Source organism: Streptomyces sp. NPDC044003 (genome assembly GCF_056435185.1).
The window spans coordinates 455,267-475,543 of sequence record NZ_JBWKFA010000003.1 but is presented as its reverse complement, the minus strand read 5'-3'; the positions used below and the strand labels follow the sequence as shown (position 1 = coordinate 475,543).

The window sequence follows — 20,277 nt, the reverse complement described above, 5'->3', positions numbered from 1 at the left end:
GTTCCGCACATGACGACACGCCGGCTCACCGACCGCCTCGGCGGCCTCGCCTTCGGCGGGGACTACAACCCGGAGCAGTGGGACGAGGAGGTCTGGAAGGAGGACGACGAGCTGATGCGCCGGGCGCGGGTCAACCTGGCCACCGTCGGCGTCTTCTCCTGGGCCCTGATGGAGCCCGAGGAGGGCCGCTACGACTTCGCCTGGCTCGACGCGCACCTCGACCGTCTGCACGCGGGTGGTGTCGCCGTCGACCTCGCGACCCCGACCGCCTCTCCGCCGCCCTGGTTCACCCTGGCCCACCCCGATGCCCTGCCGGTCTCCCCCGACGGCACCCGGCTGACCCACGGCAGCCGGGACACCTACTGTCTCGCCGCGCCCGCGTACCGCCGGGCCGCCCGCCGCATCGCGTCCGCGCTCGCCGAACGGTACGGGGACCATCCCGCCCTTGCCCTGTGGCACGTGCACAACGAGTACGCGACGCTCTGCTGGTGCGAGCACACCGCGGCCGCCTTCCGGGTCTGGCTGCGCGCCCGCCACGGCTCCCTCGACGCCCTCAACGAGGCATGGGGGACGACGTTCTGGAGCCAGCGGTACACCGCGTGGGAGCAGATCCAGCCGCCCCGGGCCACCCAGTGGCACAAGAACCCCGGCCAGGCCGTGGACTTCCGGCGCTTCTGGTCGGACGAGACCCTCGCCGCCTACCGCGAGCAGCGCGACGCGATTCGCGCCCACAGCGACCGCCCGGTGACGACCAACCTGATGCTGCCCGGGTACCAGAACCTGGACCTGTGGGCCTTCGGCCGCGAGGTCGACCTCGTCGCCGTCGACCACTACCCCACCGCGCCCGGGGTGGACGCCGCCGCCGACACCGCCTTCGGCGCCGACCGGGCCCGCTCCTTCGGGGGCGGCGCCCCCTGGCTGCTGATGGAGCAGGGCACGAACACCGTGTACGCGGGCGACCGTGTCCTCGCCAAGGAACCGGGCGACATCCGCCGCCACAGCCTCGGCCACATCGCCCGTGGCGCGGACGGCACGCTGTTCTTCCAGTGGCGCCAGTCCCGGGCGGGCTCCGAGCAGTGGCACTCGGCGATGGTCCCGCACGCGGGGCCGGACAGCCGTACGTTCCGCGAGGTCACGGCCGTCGGGGAGGAGGTCGCCCGCCTCGGCGAACTCGCCGGCTCCACCGTCCGCGCCGAGGTCGCCGTCCTGCACGACTCCGACGCCTGGTGGGCCCTCGAAGTCGACGGGCTGCCCTCCGCCGGACTCGACTACCACTCCGCGCTGCGCCGCGCCCACCGGGCGCTGTGGGACGCCGGCGTCACGGTCGACTTCGCCCACCCCGAGCACGATCTGAGCCGCTACCGGCTCGTCGTCGCCCCGGCCCTCTTCCTGCTCTCCGACGCGGGCGCGGCGAACCTGAACCGCTACGTCGCCGACGGCGGCACCCTGCTCGTCCAGCCGTTCAGCGGCGCCGTCGACGAGCGGCTCCACGCCCGGCTCGGTGGCTACCCGGCCGCGCCGCTCCGGGAGGCGCTGGGCATCCGGATCGAGGAGTACCGCCCACTGCGCCGCGACGAGGAGACCGTCCTCTCCGACGGCTCGCGCGCCACCGAGTGGAGCGAGTCCCTGCGTACGGAGGGCGCCGAGGCCCTCGTCACGTACACCGACGGCATGCTCGGCGGCCGACCCGCGCTCACCCGCCACGGGTTCGGCGCCGGGCACGGCTGGTACCTCTCCACGCGGCTCGACGACACCGGTTACGCGGCCCTGGTCACCCGCCTCCTCGCGGACGCCGGCGTGGCACCGGACCTGCCCGGCCTCCCGTCCGGCGTCGAAGCCGTCACCCGCCACGCCCCCGACGGCCGCCGCTGGCACATCCTGATCAATCACCGGGCCGACGTCGTGCCCCTCCCGGAGCCGGCCCACGACCTGCTGACGGACGGCCTCCTGCACGAGCTGCCGCCCGGCGGCTGCGCGGTCGTCCACGCCGGCTGACGCCGGTCGCCGAGGGAGGGAAGCACCGTGTCCGACGAACCACGGATGATCCACTGGGGCCATCAGGCCCTCGCGGTGGACATCGCCGTCCACCAGGACGGCACCGCCCGGCTGACGCGCATCGGCGCGCCCGGCTCCGACCCGCGTACGGAAGCGCCGCTGCCGCTCGTGGAGGTGATGGTCGCGGGCCACGGCCGCCACTGGTCCGGCCGCCACCTCATCGACACGGCCGTCGGGGCGCGGCTGCGCCACCGGGCCCACCACGCGACCCGCGAGGGCGACTGGCACGTGCTCACCGTCGAACTCCACGACCCCGAGACCGGCCTGGCCGCGGAGGCGGTCTACCGCTCCCCGGAGGGCCTGCCGGTGCTGCGCGGCGAGGTGGTCCTGCGCAACGAGGGGCCGGTCACGCTGCACCTGGAGTCGGCCGCTTCGCTCGTCGTGGGCTGCCTCACCGGGGGCGACCCGGCGGACCTGGACGCCGCCGACCTGTGGTGGGCGGAGAACGACTGGCTGGCCGAGTGCCGCTGGCAGCACGCCCCGCTGCGGGTGACCTCGCCCGGCCTCAACCGCCGGTTCCGCATCCGCGCCGGCCGGAGCCCGCGCGTCGTGGCCGGGCAGGGCGCCTGGTCCAGCTGCGGCCACCTGCCGATGGGCGGGCTGACCGACCGCCGCTCCGGCCGCACCTGGCTGTGGCAGATCGAGCACAACGGCGGCGGCTGGCGCTGGGAGTGCGGAGAGCGCGACGACTCGGCGTTCGTGGCACTCCTCGGTCCCAACGACCCCGACCACGGCTGGCGCCACGCCCTGGAACCCGGCGCCGAGTTCCGCACGGTGCCGGTGGCCCTGGCGCTCGCCGCGAACGGCGGCCCGGACGACGCCTTCGCCACCCTCACCCGCTACCGCCGGGTCCTGCGCCGCCCGCACCCGGACCTCCAGCGGCTGCCGGTCGTCTTCAACGACTACATGAACTGCCTGATGGGCGACCCCACGACCGGGAAACTGCTGCCGTTGGTCGACGCCGCCGCCGAGGCCGGGGCGGAGTACTTCGTCATCGACGCCGGCTGGTACGACGACGAGGACGGCGGCTGGTGGCCGGCCGTCGGAGCGTGGGAGCCGTCCGCCTCCCGCTTCCCCGGCCCCCGGGGGATCCACGAGGTCCTGGACCGCGTCCGCGAGCGGGGCATGGTGCCCGGCCTGTGGCTGGAGCCGGAGGCGGTCGGCGTCTCCAGCCCGGTCGCGAAGTCCCTGCCGGAGGAGGCCTTCTTCCGCCGCGACGGACAGCGCATCGTCGAGGCCGGGGGCCGCCACCACCTCGACCTGCGCCACCCCGCCGCCCGCGCCCACCTGGACCGGGTGGTGGACCGTCTGGTCGGTGAGTGGGGCGTCGGCTACCTCAAGCTCGACCACAACACCGACCACGGATCCGGCACCAGCGCGCGACCGGGAGAGACCCCGGCCGCCGGCCTGCTCGGCCACAACCGGGCCCATCTCGACTGGCTCGACGGCATCCTGGACCGGCACCCGCACCTGGTGGTGGAGAACTGCGGCTCCGGCGGCATGCGGATGGACTACGCCCTGCTCTCCCGGCTGCAGCTGCAGTCCACCAGCGACCAGCAGGACCTGCTGCTCTACCCCCCGATCGCAGCGGCCGCCCCGACGGCCGTCACCCCCGAACAGGGCGCGGTCTGGGCCTATCCGCAGCCCGAGGACTCCCTCGACGAGGTGGCCTTCACCATGGCCAACGCGCTCCTCGGCCGCATCCACCTCTCCGGGCGCCTCACCGAACTCCGGCCGGAGGCCCTGGTCCACGAGGCCGTCGCCGTGTACAAGTCCCTTCGCGCCGACCTGCCGCAGGCCGTACCCGCCTGGCCGCTCGGCCTGCCGGCCTGGGACGACGCCTGGATCGCCCTCTCCCTGCACACCCCCCACGTCACGTACCTCACGGTCTGGCGCCGCCCCGGAGCGGAGGACACGGTGGCGCTCCCCCTCCCCCACCTGCGCGGCGCCGACATCCGCGCCGAGGTGCTGTACCCCTCCGGCGGGCGGTCCACGTCCACCTGGCGGGCGGACACGGCCGAACTCGCCCTGAGCCTGCCCACGGCTCCCTCGGCGGTCCTGCTCCGCCTCGTCCACAGCCCCGTCCCGAACACCTAGATTCCCGAACGGAACTGCCCCCATGTCAGACGGCACCGTCAGCAACCCCGTGATCCCGGGCTTCCACCCCGACCCCAGCATCTGCCGCGTCGGCGACGACTACTACGTCGTCTGCTCCAGCTTCGAGTACTTTCCCGGCATTCCGGTCTTCCACAGCCGGGACCTGGTGCACTGGGCCCAGATCGGCAACGCCCTGGACCGGCCCAGCCAGCTGCGCCTGTACCCCGACACCGCGTCGTCGGGTGGGATCTACGCGCCGACGCTGCGCCACCACGACGGCCGCTTCTGGCTGATCGTCACGAACGTGGCCGAGGGAGAGGGCAACCTGCTCTTCACCGCCACCGACCCCGCCGGGCCCTGGTCCGACCCGGTCGGACTCCCCGGAGTCCCCGGCATCGACCCGGATCTCAGCTGGGACGAGGACGGCACCTGCTGGTGCACCGTCGCGGGCGTCTCGCAGGTCCGTCTCGACCCGTACACCGGCGAGACGTCCGGCGAGCCGCGGCAGCTGTGGTCCGGCACCGGCGGCGCGGCCCCCGAGGCGCCGCACCTCTACCGGATCGGCGACTACTGGTACTTGATGATCGCGGAAGGCGGCACCGAGCGCGGTCACGGCGTGTCCGTCGCCCGCGGCCGGACGCCCGCCGGCCCCTTCGAGCCGTGCCCGGCCAATCCCATCCTCACCCACCGGAGCACCGATCACCCCATCCAGAACACCGGCCACGCGGACCTCGTCCAGGGCCCCGACGGCTCGTGGTGGATGGTGCTGCTCGGCGTGCGGCCGCGCGGCGGGACCCCCGGCTGGCACGTACTCGGACGCGAGACCTTCCTCGCCCCGGTGGAATGGGTGGACGGCTGGCCGGTCGTCGGCGAGCTCACCACCCGTATGCCCGCGCCGCCTTGGCCGCTCCACCCCGTCCCCGGCATACCGGTCCGGGACGACTTCGACCAGGCCGCACTGCAGCCCTGCTGGGTGTCGCTGCGCGAGCGCCCCGCGCGGCTGTGCACGACGAAGGAACGGCCCGGCTGGCTGACGCTCCACGCCGCCGGCGACTCCCTCGACGAGCCCGACGTGGTGTTCGTCGGCCGCCGCCAGCAGCACCTGTCCTGCGGGGTACGCACACTGGTCGACCCCGCGGAGGGACGCGGCGGCCTGGCCGTCCGCCTGGACGAACGGCACCACTACGAGATCGAGGCGGCTGCCGGAGAGGTGAAGGTGTTCGCCCGCGTCGGCCCGCTGCGCACGGAGGTGGCGTCCCGACCCGTACCCGCCGGACCGGTGGTTCTCGGCCTCGAGATCGCTCCTCACCCGCCGGAGGGCCCCCGGACCGGACCCGACCTGCTCTCCTTCGGTGTCGAGGAGCCGGACGGAACGTTCACCGTGCTCGGCACACTCGACGGGCGCTATCTGTCGACCGAGGTGGCAGGCGGCTTCACCGGCCGTGTCATCGGCATGTACGCCTCGGCCGGCACCGTCCACTTCGACTGGTTCGACTACGAGCCGCGATCGGCCTGATGACCGCGGCTCGGGCCGCGGGCCTCCGCGGCCCGACGACCGGGGTCAGGAGGCGGCCTTCGGCGGAGCCGTGCTCCCCCGGACGGTGAGGGTGGTCGCGATCTCCAGTCCCACCTGAGGAACCTCCTCACCCCGGCCGAGCGCCAGGGCGAGCTCGGTGGCGGCCGACGCCATCTCGGCGAGCGGCTGATGGACCGTGGTCAGCGGGGGATCCACCCACGCCACGGTCGGCACGTCGTCGAAGCCCACCACGCTGAGGTCGTCCGGGATGCGCAGGCCCAACTCGCGCGCAGCCTGGTAGACCCCGAGGGCCTGCATGTCGTTCGCGGTGAACACGGCGGTGGGGCGGACGGGGCGGGACAGCAGCTCACGCGCCGCGGCGTACCCGTGTTCGCGCGTGAGCTGGGTCTTGACCACCAGTTCCGGTTCCAGGGGCAGGCCGGCCTCGGCGAGGGCGGAGACGTAACCGGAGAGCCGGGCGCGGCAGAAGGAGTGGTCCGGCCCACTGATCATGGCGATGCGCCGGTGCCCCAGGTCGAGCAGGTGCCGGGTGGCCGTCTGACCGCCGCGCCAGTTCGTGGCGCCCACGAACGGCACGCCGTCGGGCAGTTCGTCGACGGGGTCGAAGACGACGTACGGGATCCCCTTCGCCGCCAGCTGGTCCCGCTCCGCCTCGGACAGCTGCGCCACCGACAGCACGCACCGGGGGCGCCGCTCCACGGTGTCGTCGAAGGTCCTGCACACCGGTTCACGGAGCCCGAACTCCGACACCAGCACCCCGACGCGGTTCCTGCGGGCCACCCGCTCCACACCACGGATGATCTCCACGGCCCACATGTTCTCCAGCTCGCGGAACACGAGTTCGACGAGGTTGCTGCGGTTCTTGGGAGGCTTGCGGTAGCCGTGCTGGTGGATCAGCCGCTCGACGCGGGCCCGGGTCTCGTCCGAGACCCCGGTGCGGCCGTTGAGCACCTTCGACACCGTGGGCACCGAGACGCCCGCCGACTCGGCGATGAACGCGATCGTCACCGACACGGGACCGCTGCCGCGCTGCCGCGCGTCCTCGGCCGAAGGCTCTCCCGCTCGCTCGTCCGCCACGGTCCTGCTCCCCTCCGCTGCTGCCGCCCGCCATTCTGGCATCTCCGGGCTCGGTGCGGTGGTGATCGCGGACGCTTCCAGGAACACCTGACGGACATCTTGACGGGACACCTACAACGCTGGCTTGATGAGACGTGGGAGCGCTCCCATCCTCGTCCCCGTTCGCGGAAGGCCCCCCACCCTTGTCTCCTCTCACCCTCCGCGGTGTGTCACGTCGCACCGCCGCCTTACTCACCGGTCTCGCGCTGGCCGCGGCCACCCTGACCACCACCGCGTCAGCGGCGGACTCGGCCCTCACGGCGTCGGCCGATCCCCCCGTCCGGATCAACCAGCTCGGCTATCTCCCCGACGGCCCGAAACGGGCCACCGTCGTCAGCTCCGCGACCGCTCCGCTCGCCTGGCAGCTGCGCGATGCCTCCGGTACGCAGGTCGCGTCGGGCGCCACCACGGTGCGCGGCGCCGATCAGGCGTCCGGCCAGTCGACGCACCTGGTGGACTTCGGCGGCTACACCGGCACCGGCACGGGTTTCACCCTGGTGGTCAGCGGTCAGGCCAGCCACCCGTTCGACATCTCCGCGTCGCTGTACGACGGACTGCGCGCCGACAGCATGTCGTTCTTCTACCAGCAGCGCAGCGGCATCGCGATCGACGCGGGCCTGACGGGCGGCGCGTACGCCCGCCCCGCCGGGCACCTGGGTGTTGCCCCGAACAAGGGCGACACCAGCGTGCCCTGCCAGGCCGGGGTGTGCGATTACCGGATGGACGTCCGCGGCGGCTGGTACGACGCCGGCGACCAGGGCAAGTACGTGGTCAACGGCGGCATCGCGACCTGGCAGATCGTCAACTCCTTCGAGCGGGCCCGCCGCTCCGGCGGCGACGCCGCGCTCGGCGACGCGACGCTGAGGGTGCCCGAGCGCGGCAACGGGGTGCCGGACGTGCTGGACGAGGCGCGCTGGGAGCTGGATTTCCTGATGCGGATGCAGGTCCCGGAGGGCCGGCCGTCGGCCGGGATGGCCTTCCACAAGATGCACGACGCCGAGTGGACCGCCCTGCCGACCCGCCCCGAACTCGACGACAAGATACGTGAGTTGCACCGTCCGTCCACGGCGGCCACGCTGAACCTGGCGGCCACCGCCGCGCAGTGCGCCCGGGTGTACGCGCCGTACGACACCGCCTTCGCCACCCGCTGCCTGGACGCGGCCCGCCGCGCCTGGACGGCCGCCAAGGCCAACCCGAACGTGCTCGCTCCGGCGACCGACAACACCGGCGGCGGCGCGTACGAGGACGCCGACGTCTCGGACGAGTTCTACTGGGCCGCGGCCGAACTGCTCGCCACCACCGGCGAGGCGCAGTACCGGGACGCCGTGACCTCCTCCCCGCATCACTCCGGGCCCGCGGACGGATTCTGGTGGGGCGGTACGGCGACACTCGGCCGGATCACCCTCGCCACCGTCCCCGGCGTGGCCCTGCCCGCCGACGACGTGGCCCGGGTGCGCGGTCTGCTGACGGCGACGGCCGACGGATATCTCTCCACCATGGCCGGCCAGGCGTACGGGGTGCCGATCCCGGCCACCGGCTACGTGTGGGGATCCAACAGCGCTGTCTCCAACAACGCGATGATGCTGGCCGTCGCGTTCGAGCTCACCGGTGCGCAGCGCTACCGTGCGGGCGCGCTGGAGTCGCTGGACTACCTGCTGGGCCGCAACGCCCTGGACCGCTCGTACGTCACGGGCTACGGCGAACGCGCCTCGGAGAACCAGCATCACCGCTTCTGGGCGCATCAGAACGACGCCTCGCTGCCGCATCCGCCAGCGGGTTCCTTCGCCGGTGGGCCGAACGCGGGCCTCGAGGACCCGGTGGCGAAGGAGAAGCTGAGCGGTTGCGCCCCGGCGGCCTGCTATGTGGACGACATCGGTTCGTACTCCACGAACGAGGTGGCGATCAACTGGAACTCGTCGCTGGCGTGGCTGGCGGCCTTCGCCGCGGAGCGGCGCGCTGCCCCGGCAGAGCCCTCCGTGCAGGTGGCGCCCACGGCGGTGACGGTACCGGAGGGCGGCTCGACGCCGGTGGGGGTGCGGCTGTCGGCCGCGCCCGCGCAGAACGTCACGGTGACGGTGGCCCGGTCGGCGGGCGACCAGGACCTGTCCGCGACGGCGGGTGCCACGCTCGTGTTCACCCCCGCCAACTGGGCCACGACGCAGGAGGTTTCGGTGTCCGCCGCGCAGGACGCGGACGCGGTGGCCGGCAGCGCGACATTCACCGTCGGCGGGAGCGGGGTGCGGGCGGCGACCTTCACGGCGACCGAGGTGGACGACGAGACGGCGCCGCCCGCGGCGTCCTGTGCGGTGACGTACCGGGTGGACAGCTCGTGGGGGAACGGTTTCACGGCGACCGTGACCGTGCGGAACACCGGGACGTCGCCGGTCTCCGGCTGGAACCTCGGGTGGAGCTTCGCGGGCGACCAGCGGATCAGCAGAGCCTGGAACGCGACGGTGAGCCAGTCGGGCAGCGCGGTGAGCTCCCGGGACGCCGGGTGGAACGGCACGCTGGCGCCCGGTGGCAGCGCCGACTTCGGGTTCCAGGCCACGTACTCGGGTGCGAATGCGGTACCGACGCGGTTCACGCTGAACGGCGCTGTCTGCTCCTGAGCGTCACGAACGTCCGGCCCGACGTACCGGTTCGGTACGTCGGGCCGGACGGGGCCGCGCGCTACGACGCCGCCCGCACGTCGACGATCCGTTCGAAGAAGAACTCGTGCTTGAGGAAGGAGACGTCGTACTCGTGGCCCGGGTACGGCGGAATCAGCTGGGCCGCCTGGAACAGCCGCCAGCCGTCCCGGAGCGCGGCCACCCCCGACTCGTACGGCGGCTCGTCGCTGTCGCCCGTGGTGGGCGAGGTGCAGCCGGTGCCGTCGTAGCGGGACCAGCCGACGACGTGGGAGTCCAGCGCCGAGCCCGCCAGGTACAGCACGAGCACCTCCTGTCGCAGCACCGGGGTGGTGGTGTCCTGGCCGTTCGCTCGCGCGGGCAGGATCGTTTCCGTCGTCATGCCACCGTCTCCTTGGGGCGGTTGGAGACCCTGGTCACCCAGTGGTCGAGGTCGAAGCCGGCATCGCCCGTCAGTTCCCGCCACAGCAGGATGCGGTTGTACCGCTCCAGGCGGCCGGTCGCCCACTCGTACCAGGGGAACATCGTGTCCAGCTCCGCGTTCACCTGCGGGTCGTCGAGATCCGAGGTGTCCCACAGGCGCTGTTGACGCACCCGCGGATTGAACCGGATCTTGAACATGTAGCGCAGGATGTCGCTGTCGTTGCGCCGGCCCCCGTGCCAGATGCCATGGTGCAGAAACACCACGGTCCCGGCCGGGCAGACCAACCGGTCCTGACCGCGCAGGTTCTGGTAGCGACCGGTGTCCGACTCGTTGATCCGCCGCAGATGGCTGCCCGGCACGCTGAGCGTTCCGCCCATCTCCAGCGTCACGGCCTGCGGGTAGTACATCAACTGCACGTCGAAGGCGTCAGGTCGGACGTCGATGATGGCGTCCCCGTGCAACGGCTGCGCTTCGCCGCCGCGGGGCTCGCGCGTGTGGACGAAGTGGTGGTCCACCCACGGCTCCGGTCCGACCAGGCTGTACAGGGCCCCGGCCACCTGGGGCAGTTCCAGAAGCCTGCGGACGAAGGAGCCCTCCGTGTAGGCCTCGGAAAGAGGTGTCCCGTACGGCACCGGCGGTACCCCGTCCGCCAGTACGGCGAGGCCCTCGGCGTTCAGATCCGGCGGCACCACGCCGTCGAGACGCAGTGATCCGCGTGCCACGAAGCGCGCCATCCGCACGGAGCTCAGCAGTTCTTTCCTGTTGTCCATGACCGCCACGCTAGGTCCGGCCCGCCGTCCACCGCGTGGGCCGCGTTCACCCTCCACTGGTCGATTCTCACCCCCTGGCCCGGCGCGCGCGTCGAAGATCACGCCCTGGTGCGGGCCGCGTACGCCGTGGTAGACACCTGGCCATGCAGACGGTCCTCGCCCCGCTCGACGAGCCGCCCACTCTCGCCGCCGTCGGCATCGGCGTGCACGGGCCGGCCGGGCATGTGGACGTCTTCTCGCTGCCGGACCTGTGGCAGCTCCACTTGTACGGCTACGAAGCGGACTTGACGGTCGACGGCACCGAGCACGCGATCCGCCCCGGACGGGTCAGCCTCGTACCGCCCGGAAGCGAGGTGCGCTTCCGCTACCGGGGCCGCTCGGAACATCTCTACGTCCACTTCCGCCTGGGCTCGGCGGGCCCGCCCCACAGCATCCCCGTGATCCAGCCCGCGGGCCCCGAGCTCGGTCCGCTCACCTCACAGGTGCGGCAGGCCCTGGATGCCTGGCCGAACACCCCTGCCCGGGCCGCCGCCGAAGTATGGGCGGCCCTGTGGCGGATCGCCCAGCTCCCTTCGCCGCGGGAGCAGAACGCGCGGGCCGTTCATCCGACGGTGGCGGCCGCGACGGCCCTGATCGAGGCGCGGCTGGCGGAATCCCTGACGGTGCCGGAGATCGCGAAGGCCGCCGGTGTCTCGCACAATCACCTGACCCGGCTGTTCCGCGCCGCCACCGGGAAGACCGTGGTCGGATACATCCGGGCCCGCCGGATGGAACGCGCGGGCCACTTCCTGCGGGCCACCACACTCTCCATCCCCGCCGTCGCCGCCTCGGTCGGCATTCCCGACCTGCAGGCGTTCAACAAGGCCTGCCGCCGCGAGCTCGGCGCGTCACCGCGCGGTGTCCGGAGCGCCGGGCCCGCACCACGCGACAGCACGGCGCCGTAGACACGGACCACCTCAGCCCGCCCGACGGGGTGGAACGGGCCCGCATCCCGGGGCCTGTGTGGTGCGGCGAGGGACCTTCAGGCGGTGCTGCAGGGGGTGCCGTCGAGGGTCGCGTTCCAGCTGCTGGTGTCCTCCTCCGTGCCGCGTGGTTCCGGGCGTGGCCTAGAGTGCGATGGTGCCGTCATACAGCATTGGGCAGGCAGCGCAGCTGCTCGGAGTGAGTTCGGAGACCGTTCGCCGGTGGGCGGACGGTGGCAAGCTGGCCATGGAGCGGGACGGGGCCGGCAAGCGGGTGATCGAAGGGACGGCCCTGGCCCGTTTCGCGCAGGAGCGGGGCGCCGGGCTGCACGCGGTTCCGGAGGACGACGTGTCGACCTCCGTCCGGAACTCCTTCGTGGGCATCGTCACGGGGGTACGGATGGACGATGTGGCCGCGCAGGTGGAGGTCCAGTCCGGCCCGCACCGGCTGGTCTCGCTGGTGACGCGGGAGGCCGTGGAGGAGCTGGGGCTCGATGTCGGCGTCACGGTGACGGCCCGGGTGAAGTCGACGAGCGTGCACATCGACCTGTCCTGACCGCTCCGGCGCACGGACTGTCAGTGGCAGAGCAGTGCCGCGCGCAGGTCCACCTTGTGCTCGAGCCGCGACAGGTCCCGGCCGGTGAGGGCCTCGATGCGTTCGACGCGGTAGTGGACCGTGTTGACGTGGACGTGGAGGGCCTCGGCGGTTCTCGCCCACGAGCAGTCGTGTGCCAGGAAGACCTCCAAGGTCTCCAGGAGCATCGTGCTCGACCCGCGGCCGGCGCCGAGGAGCGGTCCGAGGACGGTCTCGCGGTACACGTTCCGTACGTCGACAGGAATGCCGGCCATCAGCTTGCCCAACCCGTCGAGGTCACCGAGTCCGGCGACGCCAGGTGACGACGGTGCTGCGGTGCGGGCCGCCGCCAGGGCGTAACGGGCTTGAGTCAGTGCGGTGTTCAAGCCCGCAGGGGTGGCGGCGGGCCCACTGACCCCCGCGTGCAGAGCGATGTCCGGGCTGCATCCGTGGACCAACGGCCATGCGTCGGCCAGCCGAGCCCGTACACCCGACGCCGCCTCCCTCTCGTGCGCGACCACCGCCATCGCCTCTCCACCGGGACCGTCGGCGACGGCGAACGCGACGGCGGGAACGTGACGCAGCGCCTCCGTGAGTGCGGCGACGCCGAGAGCACCGGCGTCCCCGGGCGTGTCCGAGGCCGCGACGACCACGGTGTACGCGTCACTGTCGGCGAGGCCGCACGAGGCCAACGCGCCGCGCACACGGTGGCTGTCGAAGCGCGGCGCACCCACCGCGTCGACGAGTTCCGCGAAGGCCGCACTGCTCGCCGCCCGGTTCCGGTCCTCCCGGCGCCGGTGACGACCGAGGAGTTCGGCTATCTCCTGGAGGACCCGCGGGGGCACCTGGCCCGCCTCGGGCAGGTGGAGGTGCCAGGTGTCGTAGACCGTGCCGTCGGCCTCGACACGTACCGTCGTACCGTCCCCGCCACGCACGAGCTCAGCGGCCCGCCGGGCCGGCAGTTCCGCCCGGGCGGCACCGGTCCGGGCGACCGTACGGCCGCTGCTGGTCAGCAAGTGGCAGGCGGGCATGCCGAGATGAGCGAACGCCCGGCCCAGCAGCTCACCCGCCGTCGCACCGTTCTCCAGCGCGCGGTCCAGGTCCAGGCGGACGTTCTCCGGCAAGGCGAAGTGGTCCGTGGGCCGGCGGCTCAGCTCACTCCATTGCCGGAGGTAGACCGCCTCGGTGATCGCCCGGAACGTCGTATGCGCGGGCACGGCGATCAGGGCGATGCGGTGCTTCCGGCACGCCTCGGCCAGCTGCCGCGGCACCTCTCCGTGGGCCTCCTCCCCGGCGAGCAGAGCCACCGCGCCCGCCTCGCGCAGAGCGGAGACGAAGCGCTCGGTCTTGCCCGGACCACCGCCCCGGCTCCACCACACCAGTCCGCTGAGGACGATCTCCCCCGGCTGCAGAAACCGCCCCGGATCCTCCAGATCCGTGGCCGTCACGCCGCCGATCTCCTGGCCGAGCAGCGCCTCGTCGCCCCAGACGAGGGAGAGGTCCAGACGGTCGAGACGGAGGAGATGGCCGACGTGCATAAGAGACTCCTAGCGCGGTCGCGGGAGTGCCCCGCGCTCACATTCACGAGGCGAATGCGAGACGAGACATCGTAAATGCCAAAGCCAGGACGCAAAACAGCTCTTGGTTGATCCTCCAGGCCAGGGCAGTGCGAGGCGCGGAAGCGGGCGCGAAGGTGCTCGATTCGGCGCTGAGGTCGGAGTCGGAGTCGGGGTCGGTCACGCCGCCGGCCGTGACCTGCGCGCACCCCGCATCCGCCAGGTCGACGACACACGAATGCGAGGATAATCGCCAGTGGAGCGTGTAGATGTTGCTGCGGTCTACTGCTACAGTCCGCATTTGCGTACGCATGAGTGACCCTCGATGTCGCAGCGCACGGGCTCCCGTCCTCCCCGGCAGTCCGACCCCACCCTCACTCCAGAGTCAGCCAGGACCCCGTCCACACGTCCGGGCCCTCCTTCTTCGCGGCACTGCGGTCGAACCGCTCTTCGGTCCCCAGTCGCCGTCCATGCCGACCATCAGAGAGATGGAATCCGATGACAAGAAACCTGTCGCCGCGCCCTGCTGTGAGCAAGGTGCTGGTCCTCGGCGCTGTGCTGGCCCTGGCCGTGCCGGGAACCGCCTACGCCAACTCCGTGAGCGTGACGGTGAAGACCCCCGGGGCCACCAACGGTCCCGCCTCCGCCGACTCCGAGATATCGACCCACGCCGACTGTTCCAGCGGACTCGTCTCCGGTGGCGGGATCAACCAGGCCATCGGCACCGGGGCGAGCGTGAACGGCAACCACGTCAACGGCACCGCGCCCAGCTCCGACGGCTCCACCGAGTACACCGGCTCCACCGGTGTCGTCGGCACCGACGTGACGCACTGGCTCGGCATCGGCGGAAGCGGGGGCCAGGTCAATGCCTCCTTCTCCACCACCCCTTACGCCATGTGCTTCACGAGCAGCCTGATCAACCACACCCAGGTCGTCATGAGCAAGGCCAACACCCCCACCTCCGGGGCGACCGCAGGCCTCGTCACGGCGACCTGCCCGGCCGACACCCGCCTGCTCGGCGGCGGCGCCCGCACCACCCCGGGCAACACAGGCAGCTTCAAGACGATCGCGAGCTTCCCCACCTTCAACAACTCCGCGCACGCCTACGGCGCGAAGGCCGCAGCGGACGGAGAGACGAACCCCGACTCCTGGACGGCGGTCGGCTGGGACTCCGGCGCCAACAGCGCCAACTACACCTACGCGTACGCGATCTGCAGCGGAAGCGGCATCAACATCAGTGGCGCCACGGTGAAGGTCCGCTCCACCGAGGTGAGCGGCCCGACCACCGGGAGCACCGGCCGGACGGCGACCGTGGGCTGCGGCCAGGGCGACGGGAACCTGGTCAGCGGCGGCGCCGCGATCAGCGGCGGCAACGTGACCTCCACGAACTTCACCGGTCCGGGTTCGGGCGGTGACCACCTCAACGGCAGCTTCCCCAGCACCTCCGGGGGCGCCGTGGTCGGCGACGGGACCACCACGGCGGCGTACTGGACGGCCTCCGCCCACACCGGCGGCCAGTCCTCTCCCGGCACGTACACCGACGCCTGGGCGCTGTGCGCCAACGACGGTGTCTGAGGCAGCCGTTCCCGACAGCCGGCCGGCCATCCGCATGAACACACGAGAGAGAGTCCGATGAGCACGACAATCCGGCGGGGCTCCGCCACGGGCAAGGCCCTGATCCTGACCGCCCTGCTGACCGTCGCGGTGCCGGGAGCCGCGTACGCCAAGACCGTCGACGTCACCGTCGTCACCCCCGGGGCCACCATGGGCCCCGCGACTCCCTTCACCGGGGTCTCCTCGCACGCCGACTGCCCCGACGGCCTCGTCTCCGGCGGCGGGGCCGACCAGGCCATCGGCAACGACGAGATGTCCAACGGCAACCACGTGATGGGCATGGTGCCCAGTGCCGACGGAGCCACCGAGTACACCGACGTGCCCGGGATCGTCGGCACCGATGCCACGCACTGGATGGCGTTCGGCGGAAGCGGGAGCCGCAGCAGCGACGCCTTCTCCACCACCCCGTACGCGATCTGCCTCGACAGCAACCTGATCAGGCACACCCAGGTGGTCATGAACAAGGCCCAGGGGCCGTCCGTCGGGCTTTCGTCCAAGCTCGTCACGGCGACCTGCCCGGCCGACACCGTCCTGATCGGCGGCGGAGCCCGCACCACCCCGGCCAGTGTCGGCAGCCTCAAGCCGATCGCAAGCTTCCCCACCTTCAACGACGCCGCACACCACTTCGGCTCGATCGCGGCGGGTGACGGCGAGCGCGACCCCGACTCCTGGACGGCGGTCGGCGGGATCGGCGGCGGACGCGGCGAGGACAACATGACCTATGCCTACGCGATCTGCAGCGCGGACGGCATCGACCTCAAGCACGTCTCCACGACGGTCCGCTTCACCGAGGTCAGCGGCCCGAACACGGCCTCCACGGGACAGACGGCGACGGCCGGCTGCTCCCGCGAGGAAGGGCAGCTGGTCAGCGGCGGCGCCGCGATCAGCGGCGGCAACGTGACCACGACCGACTTCAGCAAGGCGACCTCGGGCGGTCCCCACCTCAACGGCAGCTTCCCGAGCGACGCCGCCGGCACCCCGGTCGGCGACGGGGGCGCCAACCCGTCGTACTGGACGGCTGCCACCCACAGCGGGGGTTCGCCCTCCCAGGGCAGCTACTCCGACGTCTGGGCGCTCTGCCTGGACGTGCGGCACGGGCACAAGCGGTAACTCCCCCCCGAGCACCTGGCTCCGAGCGGCCCCTCCTGCTCCAGGAGAGGCCGCTCGTCCGCCGTGCGGGGAACGCCCAGGCAACTCGCAGGTTGTTCACAGCAGTTGGCACCCGATCCGGTCCGTTCGGCGGCCGGGGGATCTACCCTCTCCCCCATGCCACCTCCACTGCTGCACCGGCGCTGTCCCGAACTGGCCGACTCGCTGCCCTTCCTCCGGCTGGGTGAGGCCCCCACGCCGGTTCGGCGCCTGCCCGGCCTGGGCACGCACTCCGAGCTGTGGATCAAGGACGAGAGCGGATACGGCGACGGCGGCTGGGGCGGCAACAAGGTCCGCAAGCTGGAGTGGCTTCTGCCGGAAGCCCGGCGGCGCGGCGCGAGGACCATCCTCTCGGTCGGCGGGCTCGGCACCAACTGGGGCCTCGCCGCTGCCTGGTACGCACGGGAGCTGGGGATCGAGGTGGCCCTGGGCCTGATCGACCACCCGGTCGACCAGCACGTGCGGGCCCAGCTGGAGCGGCTGCGCGCCTCCGGCGCGACGCTGCACTTCCTGCGCACCAAGACGAGGCTGATCCTGGCCGCGCCCTGGCTCTTCGTCCGACACACCCACGGCCGCACTCCGCCGTACTACCTGCCGGCGGGCGGCTCCTCGCCGCTCGGCACGCTCGGCGCCGTCGAGATCGCACTGGAGTTGGGCGCACAGGTCGCGGCCGGGGAGCTGCCGGAGCCGACGTGGCTCGTCACCCCGGTGGGATCCGGCGGTACGGCTGCGGGGCTGGCCCTCGGACTGCGGCTCGCCGGGCTGCGCACCCGCGTCCTCGGCGTCGTCGTCAACAGCACTCTGCGACTGGACTCCGCGACCCTCCTCGGCCTGGCCCGCCGCTCCACGGCCCTGCTCCGGGCCCGGGGTGCAGACCTGGACGACGCGGGGCCCGCCCCCGACGCGATCCGCACCGAGACGGCCTGGCTGGGAAACGGCTACGCGCACCCCACCACCGCCGGCGACCGCGCTCTCGCCCTCGCTTCGGCGGAGGCCGGCCTGACCCTGGAACGCACGTACACCGCCAAGGCGCTCGCGGCTCTGCTCGACCTGGACGCGGCGGACCGGCTGGGCGGCGGCCCGGTGGTCTTCCTGCAGACCCACGGACCACGATGAGGGCGAGGCCCGGTCGCACGAGCAGCGGAGACGGGTAGGCCGGCCCCGCCCCGTTCGCGCCCTCGGCAGCGACGGAGCGGGAGGTCCGCGCCATGGTCAGGCCAGTACGCGGAGAGCCGCGGGCCTCGTCCTCAGGGTCACCGGCAGGGTCGCGTCGACCTCGCCGTCCGCACCGTACGGGAGGGGCCGGTCGGCCTCGATGCGGACCTCCTTGCCGCGCAGGATCTCGACCTGAGGACGCTTCACGTGCACGCCCGTCTTCAGTTCGTTCATCATGGCGAAGAAGAGGTGCTTGGGCGCCTCCTTGATCACCACGACGTCGAGGAGGCCGTCGTCGACCCGCGCGCCCGGGGCGATGTTCCTCCCGAATCCGTAGAACCCGGAGTTGGCCGCGACCACGGTGTAGCCGGTGCGCTCGTGCCGGATCCCGTCGATCGTGATGCGGTACGCGGCGGGCTTCCAGGTGAGGACCGCCCGGAGGCCTCCGGCGTAGTAGGAGGCCGCGCCGCGCAGCAGACGGGAGGCGTTGGCGTGGCGGTTGGCCACCGCGTCGACACCCGCGTACACGCTGCCGAGGACGCAGACCCCGGCGTGCTGGGCGGACTCCACCTCGATGGTGTCGACGGCCCGCGGCTCGCCGTCGAGCAGTACCTTGGCGAGGCCCGGGGCGTCGGTGGGAAGCCCCAGAGCGCGCGCGAAGTCGTTGCCGCGGCCCGCGGGGACCAGGCCGAAGACCGTGTCCGTGCCGCTGAGCGCGCCGCCGACGGTGCCGGCCATGCCGTCACCGCCGACGGCCAGCACGACGTGCCCCTTCGCTCCGGCCTCCCGGGCGAGTTCCTGTGCGTGTTCCAGGCTGCGGCTGTAGACGGTGTCGAGCCGCGCGCCCGCCTCCCGCAGCAGCCGGGCCAGCGGGAGCAGGCTCGCCGTGCCGCTGGATCCCCCTGCGGTGGGGTTGACGACGGCGGTGAACTGTCGCATGGATCTGGCCTCCGGGCGGCAGAAGGAGAGGTACGGGAGGGAGGTGTTCAGGGGACGTGCTCAGGGGGAGGGGTTCAGGTGGCGGTGCTCAGCGGACGGGGATCAGGACCCCGGGGCTCAGCACGCCGGACGGGTCCACCTCGGCCTTGACCGCCTGGAGCATGCGGATGCCGAGCGGTCCGACCTCGCGGGCGTACCAGTCGCGGTGGTCGGTGCCGACGCCGTGGTGGTGGCTGATGGTGCCGCCCGCCGCCAGGATCGCGTCGTTCGCCGCCCGCTTCACCGGCGCCCAGTGCGCGACGGCGTCCTCGCCCTGCGCGGAGACGACGGTGAAGTACAGCGAGGCGCCGTTCTCGTACGTGTGCGAGATGTGGCACATGACGAGCGGCGGGGTCCCGGCCTCGGTGAGGGTGCTGGTCAGCGCGTCGCGTACCGCCGTGTACAGTCCCGGGATCGCGGACCAGAACGCGGCCGTCTCCAGCGTCTCGGCGAACGCGCCCGCGTCGAGCAGCGCGTCACGCAGGTAGGGCGCGTTGTAGCGGCCGTGCTCCCACTTGTCGCCGGGCTCCTCGCCGATGAACTCGCCGTCGCAGGCCAGGAGGACCTCACGCGCGGCCGCGCGGCGGGCGGCCGTGTCCGCCTCCGTGCCTTCGAAGCCGACGATGGCCATGCAGCCGGGGTTCTCCGGGAGTTCGGCGCTGCCGATGGCATCCGGCTGCGCCAGCCCGATGAAGGTCTCGGACTCGTCCGACAGCCGCAGCACCGTGGGCCGCGGGCCGTCCTGGGCGAGCCGGCGCAGCGCGGCCGTGCCGGCCTCGAAGGAGGCGAAGCGCCAGCCCTCGTAGATCCGCTTCTGCGGCAGCGGGCGGATGCGTACGGTCACCGACGTGATCACACCGAGGGCGCCCTCGGAGCCGAGGATCAGCTGGCGCAGGTCGGGACCGGCGGCGGAGCGCGGGGCGCGACCGCTCCACAGGGTGCCCTCGGGGGTGGCGACCTTCAGGCCGACGACCATCTCGTCGAAGCGGCCGTAGCCGGCCGAGGCCTGGCCGCTGGAGCGGGCCGCGGCGAATCCGCCGACGGACGCCCATTCGAAGGACTGCGGGAAGTGGCCGAGCGTCCAGCCCTGCTCGTTGAGCAGCGCCTCGCACTGCGGGCCGCGCAGCCCGGGCTGCAGGGTCGCGGTGCGCGACACCTCGTCGACGGCGAGGAGCTGGTCGAGGCGGCGGAGGTCGAGGGCGACGAAGGGCCGCTTCGTGGTGGGCGCGAGGCCGCCGACGACGGAGGTGCCGCCGCCGAACGGGACGGCGGAGAGGCCGTGGTCCGCGCAGGCGCGCAGGACGGCGAGAACCTCGTCGTGACTGCCGGGGAGTACGACGGCGGCCGGGATGTCGTCGACCTCGCCGGCGCGGATGCGCAGGAGGTCGGGGGTCGACTTGCCCCGGGTGTGCCGGATGCGGCTCTCGGCGTCGTCCCGCAGGCCGTCGGGGGCGGCGACGGCGGCGCGCAGCGCGCTCATGGCCTCGCCGGTCAGCGCCGGGGCGGGCACGTCGATGTCGGCGAGGACGGACGGGCCGCTCTCTCGCGGGGTGACGCCGAGCAGGTCCCGCAGCAGGCCGGTGACCGATTCGGGCAGGGGTGCCGCCTTGGCCGGGTCGCCCCAGCCGCTCCACAACATGTCCACTTCGAGAGGTTCCTCACG

15 protein-coding genes are annotated in these 20,277 nt (G+C 72.6%); 9 read left to right on the top strand and 6 right to left on the bottom strand.

The features are described from left to right. Positions 1-9 precede the first annotated feature (9 nt). From AC07AW_RS14185 to AC07AW_RS14175, 3 genes are read left to right on the top strand one after another with little or no spacing between them, the layout of a single operon-like run. Positions 10-1,995 (top strand): beta-galactosidase, encoded by a 1,986-nt coding sequence (locus tag AC07AW_RS14185; RefSeq protein ID WP_478815713.1) that lies wholly within the window; start codon positions 10-12, stop codon positions 1,993-1,995. A gap of 45 nt (positions 1,996-2,040) precedes the next feature. After that, entirely contained in the window at positions 2,041-4,152 is a 2,112-nt protein-coding gene (locus AC07AW_RS14180) for an alpha-galactosidase (protein WP_478816238.1), read from the top strand. A gap of 22 nt (positions 4,153-4,174) precedes the next feature. Continuing rightward, positions 4,175-5,668: a glycoside hydrolase family 43 protein gene (locus AC07AW_RS14175; protein WP_478815712.1), complete on the top strand. Its 1,494-nt coding sequence runs from the start codon at positions 4,175-4,177 to the stop codon at positions 5,666-5,668. 45 nt (positions 5,669-5,713) lie between these two features. On the opposite strand, the gene AC07AW_RS14170 is transcribed toward AC07AW_RS14175, so the two are convergent. Beyond that, the gene (locus tag AC07AW_RS14170) at positions 5,714-6,697 is read right to left on the bottom strand and encodes a LacI family DNA-binding transcriptional regulator (protein WP_478816237.1); all 984 of its coding nucleotides are present in this window, start codon (positions 6,695-6,697) and stop codon (positions 5,714-5,716) included. Positions 6,698-6,972: 275 nt separating this feature from the next. On the opposite strand from AC07AW_RS14170, the gene AC07AW_RS14165 reads away from it, so the two are divergent. Then, positions 6,973-9,414, top strand: coding sequence for a glycoside hydrolase family 9 protein (locus AC07AW_RS14165; protein ID WP_478815711.1), 2,442 nt, complete (start codon positions 6,973-6,975; stop codon positions 9,412-9,414). 61 nt (positions 9,415-9,475) lie between these two features. Here the strand turns inward: AC07AW_RS14165 and AC07AW_RS14160 are convergent, their stop codons facing one another. Then, the gene (locus AC07AW_RS14160) at positions 9,476-9,754 is read right to left on the bottom strand and encodes a hypothetical protein (RefSeq protein ID WP_478816236.1); all 279 of its coding nucleotides are present in this window, start codon (positions 9,752-9,754) and stop codon (positions 9,476-9,478) included. A gap of 56 nt (positions 9,755-9,810) precedes the next feature. After that, positions 9,811-10,626 (bottom strand): phytanoyl-CoA dioxygenase family protein, encoded by an 816-nt coding sequence (locus tag AC07AW_RS14155; protein ID WP_478815710.1) that lies wholly within the window; start codon positions 10,624-10,626, stop codon positions 9,811-9,813. Positions 10,627-10,769: 143 nt separating this feature from the next. Here AC07AW_RS14155 and AC07AW_RS14150 point away from each other — a divergent pair, with 143 nt between their 5' ends. After that, positions 10,770-11,570, top strand: a complete 801-nt coding sequence (locus tag AC07AW_RS14150) for a helix-turn-helix domain-containing protein (RefSeq protein ID WP_478815709.1) — start codon at positions 10,770-10,772, stop codon at positions 11,568-11,570. 175 nt (positions 11,571-11,745) lie between these two features. Beyond that, positions 11,746-12,144, top strand: coding sequence for a TOBE domain-containing protein (locus AC07AW_RS14145; RefSeq protein ID WP_478815708.1), 399 nt, complete (start codon positions 11,746-11,748; stop codon positions 12,142-12,144). A gap of 20 nt (positions 12,145-12,164) precedes the next feature. On the opposite strand, the gene AC07AW_RS14140 is transcribed toward AC07AW_RS14145, so the two are convergent. Then, positions 12,165-13,700 (bottom strand): PucR family transcriptional regulator, encoded by a 1,536-nt coding sequence (locus AC07AW_RS14140; RefSeq protein WP_478815707.1) that lies wholly within the window; start codon positions 13,698-13,700, stop codon positions 12,165-12,167. A 516-nt stretch (positions 13,701-14,216) separates the two neighbouring features. Here AC07AW_RS14140 and AC07AW_RS14135 point away from each other — a divergent pair. The 3 genes from AC07AW_RS14135 (at position 14,217) to AC07AW_RS14125 (ending at position 17,597) form a co-directional block, all read left to right on the top strand. Continuing rightward, on the top strand, positions 14,217-15,293 hold the full coding sequence (locus AC07AW_RS14135; protein WP_478815706.1) for a hypothetical protein: 1,077 nt from the start codon (positions 14,217-14,219) through the stop codon (positions 15,291-15,293). A 57-nt stretch (positions 15,294-15,350) separates the two neighbouring features. Then, on the top strand, positions 15,351-16,442 hold the full coding sequence (locus tag AC07AW_RS14130; protein WP_478815705.1) for a hypothetical protein: 1,092 nt from the start codon (positions 15,351-15,353) through the stop codon (positions 16,440-16,442). A gap of 156 nt (positions 16,443-16,598) precedes the next feature. Then, positions 16,599-17,597: a 1-aminocyclopropane-1-carboxylate deaminase/D-cysteine desulfhydrase gene (locus tag AC07AW_RS14125; RefSeq protein WP_478815704.1), complete on the top strand. Its 999-nt coding sequence runs from the start codon at positions 16,599-16,601 to the stop codon at positions 17,595-17,597. 96 nt (positions 17,598-17,693) lie between these two features. On the opposite strand, the gene AC07AW_RS14120 is transcribed toward AC07AW_RS14125, so the two are convergent. Next, positions 17,694-18,575 (bottom strand): diacylglycerol/lipid kinase family protein, encoded by an 882-nt coding sequence (locus AC07AW_RS14120; protein ID WP_478815703.1) that lies wholly within the window; start codon positions 18,573-18,575, stop codon positions 17,694-17,696. 88 nt (positions 18,576-18,663) lie between these two features. Further along, positions 18,664-20,259: an FAD-binding oxidoreductase gene (locus AC07AW_RS14115; RefSeq protein WP_478815702.1), complete on the bottom strand. Its 1,596-nt coding sequence runs from the start codon at positions 20,257-20,259 to the stop codon at positions 18,664-18,666. Positions 20,260-20,277 lie beyond the last annotated feature (18 nt).

Bases quoted from the DNA above. Each gene is read 5' to 3' on its own strand.
- AC07AW_RS14185 (WP_478815713.1), top strand. From the start codon at position 10: ATGACGACACGCCGGCTCACCGACCGCCTCGGCGGCCTCGCCTTCGGC.
- AC07AW_RS14180 (WP_478816238.1), top strand. From the start codon at position 2,041: ATGATCCACTGGGGCCATCAGGCCCTCGCGGTGGACATCGCCGTCCAC.
- AC07AW_RS14175 (WP_478815712.1), top strand. From the start codon at position 4,175: ATGTCAGACGGCACCGTCAGCAACCCCGTGATCCCGGGCTTCCACCCC.
- AC07AW_RS14155 (WP_478815710.1), bottom strand. From the start codon at position 10,626: ATGGACAACAGGAAAGAACTGCTGAGCTCCGTGCGGATGGCGCGCTTC.
- AC07AW_RS14150 (WP_478815709.1), top strand. From the start codon at position 10,770: ATGCAGACGGTCCTCGCCCCGCTCGACGAGCCGCCCACTCTCGCCGCC.
- AC07AW_RS14140 (WP_478815707.1), bottom strand. From the start codon at position 13,700: ATGCACGTCGGCCATCTCCTCCGTCTCGACCGTCTGGACCTCTCCCTC.
- AC07AW_RS14135 (WP_478815706.1), top strand. From the start codon at position 14,217: ATGACAAGAAACCTGTCGCCGCGCCCTGCTGTGAGCAAGGTGCTGGTC.
- AC07AW_RS14130 (WP_478815705.1), top strand. From the start codon at position 15,351: ATGAGCACGACAATCCGGCGGGGCTCCGCCACGGGCAAGGCCCTGATC.
- AC07AW_RS14125 (WP_478815704.1), top strand. From the start codon at position 16,599: ATGCCACCTCCACTGCTGCACCGGCGCTGTCCCGAACTGGCCGACTCG.
- AC07AW_RS14120 (WP_478815703.1), bottom strand. From the start codon at position 18,575: ATGCGACAGTTCACCGCCGTCGTCAACCCCACCGCAGGGGGATCCAGC.